Source organism: Stenotrophomonas pictorum JCM 9942, from assembly GCF_001310775.1.
GTDB lineage: Bacteria > Pseudomonadota > Gammaproteobacteria > Xanthomonadales > Xanthomonadaceae > Stenotrophomonas > Stenotrophomonas pictorum.
Map to the genome: position 1 here is coordinate 1 of NZ_BAZI01000210.1, position 4,949 is coordinate 4,949.

Genomic DNA, 4,949 nt, shown 5'->3' on the forward strand with positions numbered 1-4,949 from the left:
CCGAAGCCAAGTTCTCCAGGCCATCGGCGGATGCCGTGGCAGGCGCAGCGGGCACGGACGGAATCGCCAGCCCGCTCCAGTCGTCGGGCCGCGACGGCGGCGCGTCTGCGTACTGCCCGTCCGCTAGCGTGGGCGGTGGCAGCACGCGACGCTTGAAATTGGCGTCCGCGTAGTAGCGCAGCTTCTTCGCCTTGATCGGCGCTACGCTGGACACCATCACCACGGCCTCGTCAGGCGGAAGCTGCATGACTTCGCCCGGCGTCAGCAGCGGGCGCGCGGTTTCCTGGCGCGACACCATCAGGTGGCCCAGCCACGGCGCGAGCCGGTGGCCCGCGTAGTTGCGCTGGGCGCGCAGCTCGGTGGCCGTGCCCAGCGTCTCGGAAATCCGTTTGGCGGTGCGCTCGTCGTTCGTGGCGAACGTCACGCGCACATGGCAGTTGTCGAGGATGGAGTGGTTTTGCCCATACGCCTTGTCGATCTGGTTGAGCGACTGCGCAATGAGGAAGCTGCGGATGCCGTAGCCCGCCATGAAGGCCAGCGCCGTCTCGAAGAAGTCCAGGCGCCCCAGCGCCGGAAATTCATCGAGCATCAGCAGCAGCTTGTGGCGGCGCTCGATGCCGTCGGAGCCGTCGAGCGATTCGGTGAGGCGCCGGCCGATCTGGTTGAGGATCAGGCGAATGAGCGGCTTCGTCCGCGAAATGTCCGAGGGCGGAACCACCAGATACAGCGACACCGGATGCTCGGCGGCGATCAGGTCGGCGATGCGCCAGTCGCAGCGCGACGTGACTTCGGCCACCGTGGGATCGCGGTACAGACCGAGGAACGACATGGCGGTGCTCAACACGCCGGAACGCTCGTTGTCCGACTTGTTGAGCACTTCGCGCGCCGCCGAAGCGACGACAGGATGCGGCCCATCGCCCAGGTGGGGCGTGGTCATCATCCGGTGCAAGGTCAGCGCGAAGGGGCTGGCCGGGTCAGATAGGAAGTTGGCGACGCCGCGCAGCGTCTTGTCTGCACCCGCGTAGAGCACATGCAGAATGGCCCCGACCAGCAGCGCGTGACTGGTCTTCTCCCAATGGTTGCGCTTCTCCAGTGCGCCTTCGGGATCGACCAGAATGTCCGCGATGTTCTGCACGTCGCGCACTTCGTGCGCGCCGCGCCGCACTTCCAGCAGTGGGTTATAGGCCGCCGATTTCGCATCGGTCGGGTTGAACAGCAGGCAATGCGAGAAACGCGAGCGCCAGCCTGCGGTGATCTGCCAGTTCTCGCCCTTGATGTCGTGGATGACGGCCGACGCGGGCCAGGACAGCAGCGTCGGCACCACCAGGCCGACGCCTTTGCCCGAGCGCGTGGGCGCGAAGGTCAGGACGTGTTCCGGCCCTTCATGCCGTAGGTATTGACGATCATGCTGGCCGAGGAACACGCCGGCCGGCTGTGTGAGGCCGGCTTTGCGAATGTCCTGCGCGTTCGCCCAGCGCGCAGAGCCGTAGGTCGTGACCAGACGCGCTTGGCGCGAGCGCCAGACCGACATGGCGATGGCAACGCCCACGGCGACCATGCCGCTGGCGCCGGCAATGGCGCCGCCGGTGTCGAAGACCTCCGGCTCATAAGCGCCGAAGAAGAACCACCACTCAAACAGCTTCCAGGGGTGGTAGATCGACGTGCCAAGTAGGCCGAACCAGGGCGAGCCAAGGCGTACTTGGTAGCCAAGGGCTGCTGCTGTCCATTGTGTGGCGCCCCACACTCCGGCGATCACGATGCCGAATACCACGGCAATCTGACCGAACAGCACGTTCGTCCCTTGCATGACCTGGCCTCCGATTTCTCCTGCGCTTTTTCCTCATGGAAAGAGCGGCACAAGGACGTGCCGCAGGCGTCAGGTTCGGTGCCGGGTCAGTGCCGGTCAAAGACCATTTTCAGCAGAAAGGTCGAGCAAAAAGACGGAGTTCGCGCGGTGTCGAACCAAAGAAAAACGCCGCAAGCGAAGGCGCATTGCGGCGTGTCGAACAAAAAAATGAAGGCGAAACGGCTATCCGCCAACAATCAGAACTTGGGCGATTCCTTCGGCGGCGTGTAAGGGGTTTCGCCATCGCCGTAGAACCGCTTGCGCGTGGCCTCGGCCACCCGGTTGCACAGCACGTCGCCGAGCTTCGGGCGGTCGGTTTTGCATTGCTGGCGCAGTTCTTTGAGCCGTTCGGGGTTGGCCGCCAGTTCTTCCACTGTCGGGATGTCCGGTTCTGAACTGATGGCCTTCTGAGGCGTCTCGGCCTGACCGCAGGCGGTCAGGATGGCCGCCAACAAGAATGGGATGGCCTTCTTCATGGCATCAATTCCTCCGGGGGATCAGGGTTTCGGCCTCGTATGGCCCTAGGAGTTTCCGGCAACTCGATGGTCTGCACGCGCTCAACGAAACGTGCCAGTTCATCAGACGGATTGCCGTCGAGACGGAGCAAGTAGGTCGTAAGTGGTGGCACTCGCGACGCCAGCGGTCGAGCTACGACACCCGGCTCACGGCTGGCGGCGATGTGTGCAGCGCCCGCTAGTCCAAGCGCGAAGCCGGCCGATACCAGTGCCATCATCAGATCGCAGGTGGCAACCCGTTCTGCGATCAGTGGTTCCATGTCAGCACGACGCAGCACTCGTTCAACGTGCTTGGCGTGGCCCTCACACACTTGCGGATCGCACAAGACCAGCGGGTAGCGCAGCAACTCGTCCAAGGGAATACGCTTGTAGGCCAGCAGCGGATGCCGGGCCGGCACTGCCACCATGAGTGCATCGCTCCAAGCGGGCAAAGTGACGATGCCGTCGCCCACTTCGTCGGATTGGGCAAACCCCACGTCGTACAGATTATCATGCAGCCCTTTGATCTGCTGCGATAGTGACACTTCGAAAAAGCGGATCTCGACCTCGGGTTCTTCCTGGCGACACAACGCCAGTAAGGCGGGCAGGCGCGACGGCGTGATGCCATCCGACAAGGCCACGCGCAACTGCCCGTGAAAACCGTTTGCCGCTGCTTTCACGCTCTCTCGCGCTTGCTCCAAGGCAGCAAACACACGACGCACATGCTCCAAGAACAATGTTCCGGCATGGGTCAGCCGCGTACTGCGCGTGGTGCGGGCAAACAGCATCACGCCGAGTTCTTCTTCCAGTTCCTTGATGGCCCGCGACAGCGGCGACTGCTCGATGTGCAGCCGCTCGGCGGCGCGAGCGAAGTGGAGTTCTTCAGCGACGGCGACGAAGCACCGAAGATGGCGCAGTTCCACTTACATCCCGCCGGGCTTGTGATGTGCCTGTTCCCCTCCGCCAACAAGGCGCGGAGGGCGACATTTGCGCCTGCCCGAAATCGACCGTTGCCGGTCGTCTGAGATCACGGTTCTGCTGTCCATTGCGGTCTCCTTTTCGCGCTTCCCCTCTTGCGGCAAGCTTGCATGGTGATAAGATAGTAATAGATTACTTACTTTCGGATGCGCAAGCAATGAGTGGACACCCCAAGCATCTACCGGCCGATGAGCGGCGCGCGGCCACAGTCGAGGCGGTGGTCGACTTGGCCGCCGAGCAGAACCCCAGCGACATCACGACCACAGCCATCGCACAGCGCATGGGGCTGACCCAGGGGGCGCTGTTTCGTCACTTCCCGACCAAGGACGCCATCCTGCAGGCGGTGATGTCCTGGGTCACGGAACGCCTGCTAGCTCGGGTGGACAAGGCAGCAGAAGGCACTACGTCCCCGGTCGCAGCCCTTGAGGCGGTCTTCATGACGCATATCGACTTCGTGTCCGAGCACCCGGGTGTGCCGAGGATGCTCTTCGGCGAATTGCAGCGACCTGGAGAGACCCTGCCTAAGCGAATGGTGCAGACCTTGATTCATCACTACGGCGAGCGGTTGCATCGCCTGCTCGAAGCCGGCAAGGCGCAGGGCGAACTGGATGCGGGACTGGATGTGGATGCCGCCGCCGTGTTGTTCATCGGCACGATCCAGGGACTGGTCATGCAGTCGCTGTTGGCGGGCAAGGTCAGTCGCATCCGCCGTGACGCACCAGCCGTGTTTGCCATCTATCGCCGTGGCATCGAAAGCAACACATGAAACACCTGTCTTCTCCGCAAGCGCGACTGCGACCTCCAAACCCTTCCACAAATCGGGAGCAACGAACATGACGGCACACAGCGGATGCGCGATCTGGATGCGCGTGGTCTCCTTGATTGCGATCGGTTTTGGCCTGATGACTATCTGGGAAGGCGGCGCAGTCCTGTTTGTCGACGGCGCGGCGCGCCAGGCTGCCGGCCACTATGTGCCTTTCGTGCTCTGGTTCAACTTTCTGGCCGGGTTCGCTACATCGTCGCCGGCGTCGGCTTGTGGATGCGCCGGCGCTGGGCCGCGTGGTTAGCGATTGTCATCACGGTGGCGACCGCACTCGTGTTCCTGGCTTTCGGAGTGCATGTGGCTCTGGGTGGCGCCTGGGAGCGACGCACGGTGGTCGCCATGACGCTGCGCACGTTGGTGTGGGCTGGCATAGCGGCCATCGCCTGGCGCCGGTCAGCGGCGAATGCGCCGGTCGCACGCGAGCACTGAGCACCTTTATCCAGCGGAAACCCATCGATGAAAACTCCAAACCTCCTCTTCAAGAAAACCCGTTGGGTCGTGATCGCCGTCGTCGTGCTCGCTCTTGGCGGCGCACTGGCGTTCTGGTTGTCGCGCGACCATGGACAACAAGATGCATTGCGCCTCTACGGCAACGTCGACATCCGCGAGGTGCAACTGGCCTTCCGTCAGCCCGGGCGCGTGATGCAAATGGCTTTCGATGAGGGCGATGCCGTCAGCGCGGGCGCGCGCCTGGCGGCGCTTGACGCGCAACCCTATCGGGAAGCACTTGCGGCAGCACAGGCCCAGGTGCAGGTGGCGCAGGCGGAACTGGCCAAGCTGCGCCGCGGCCTGCGACCGCAGGAAATCA

General features: G+C 63.4%; 6 protein-coding genes and 1 pseudogene. 4 read left to right on the forward strand and 3 right to left on the reverse strand.

Annotated elements, in window-relative coordinates:
- Nucleotides 1-1,807 (reverse strand): conjugal transfer protein TraG (locus tag JCM9942_RS10825; protein WP_054659620.1); only part of this gene is annotated, 1,807 nt, incomplete at its 3' end.
- Between JCM9942_RS10825 and JCM9942_RS19055 the strand changes: the two genes are divergently transcribed.
- Nucleotides 1,802-2,077 carry a hypothetical protein gene (locus tag JCM9942_RS19055; RefSeq protein WP_139286363.1) on the forward strand — a complete coding sequence of 92 codons (276 nt, stop codon included), beginning with the start codon at nucleotides 1,802-1,804 and terminating at the stop codon, nucleotides 2,075-2,077. The genes JCM9942_RS10825 and JCM9942_RS19055 overlap by 6 nt on opposite strands.
- Here the strand turns inward: JCM9942_RS19055 and JCM9942_RS10830 are convergent.
- Complete coding sequence (locus JCM9942_RS10830) at nucleotides 2,044-2,322, reverse strand: EexN family lipoprotein (protein WP_016448822.1); 279 nt, start codon at nucleotides 2,320-2,322, stop codon at nucleotides 2,044-2,046. The two genes, JCM9942_RS19055 and JCM9942_RS10830, sit on opposite strands and share 34 nt — an antisense overlap.
- Nucleotides 2,319-3,263 (reverse strand): LysR family transcriptional regulator, encoded by a 945-nt coding sequence (locus JCM9942_RS10835; RefSeq protein WP_054659616.1) that lies wholly within the window; start codon nucleotides 3,261-3,263, stop codon nucleotides 2,319-2,321. Before JCM9942_RS10835 ends, JCM9942_RS10830 begins: the two co-directional genes overlap by 4 nt.
- Nucleotides 3,264-3,475: 212 nt before the next feature.
- Between JCM9942_RS10835 and JCM9942_RS10840 the strand changes: the two genes are divergently transcribed.
- From JCM9942_RS10840 to JCM9942_RS10850, 3 genes and pseudogenes are all read left to right on the forward strand, one after another.
- Nucleotides 3,476-4,084: a TetR/AcrR family transcriptional regulator gene (locus JCM9942_RS10840; RefSeq protein WP_054659618.1), complete on the forward strand. Its 609-nt coding sequence runs from the start codon at nucleotides 3,476-3,478 to the stop codon at nucleotides 4,082-4,084.
- A 67-nt stretch (nucleotides 4,085-4,151) separates the two neighbouring features.
- Nucleotides 4,152-4,385, forward strand: coding sequence for a hypothetical protein (locus JCM9942_RS20755; RefSeq protein WP_425478346.1), 234 nt, complete (start codon nucleotides 4,152-4,154; stop codon nucleotides 4,383-4,385).
- 212 nt (nucleotides 4,386-4,597) lie between these two features.
- A pseudogene (locus tag JCM9942_RS10850) lies at nucleotides 4,598-4,949 on the forward strand (secretion protein HlyD); the annotation flags it as partial.

Bases quoted from the DNA above. Each gene is read 5' to 3' on its own strand.
- JCM9942_RS10840 (WP_054659618.1), top strand. From the start codon at position 3,476: ATGAGTGGACACCCCAAGCATCTACCGGCCGATGAGCGGCGCGCGGCC.
- JCM9942_RS20755 (WP_425478346.1), top strand. From the start codon at position 4,152: ATGACGGCACACAGCGGATGCGCGATCTGGATGCGCGTGGTCTCCTTG.
- JCM9942_RS10830 (WP_016448822.1), bottom strand. From the start codon at position 2,322: ATGAAGAAGGCCATCCCATTCTTGTTGGCGGCCATCCTGACCGCCTGC.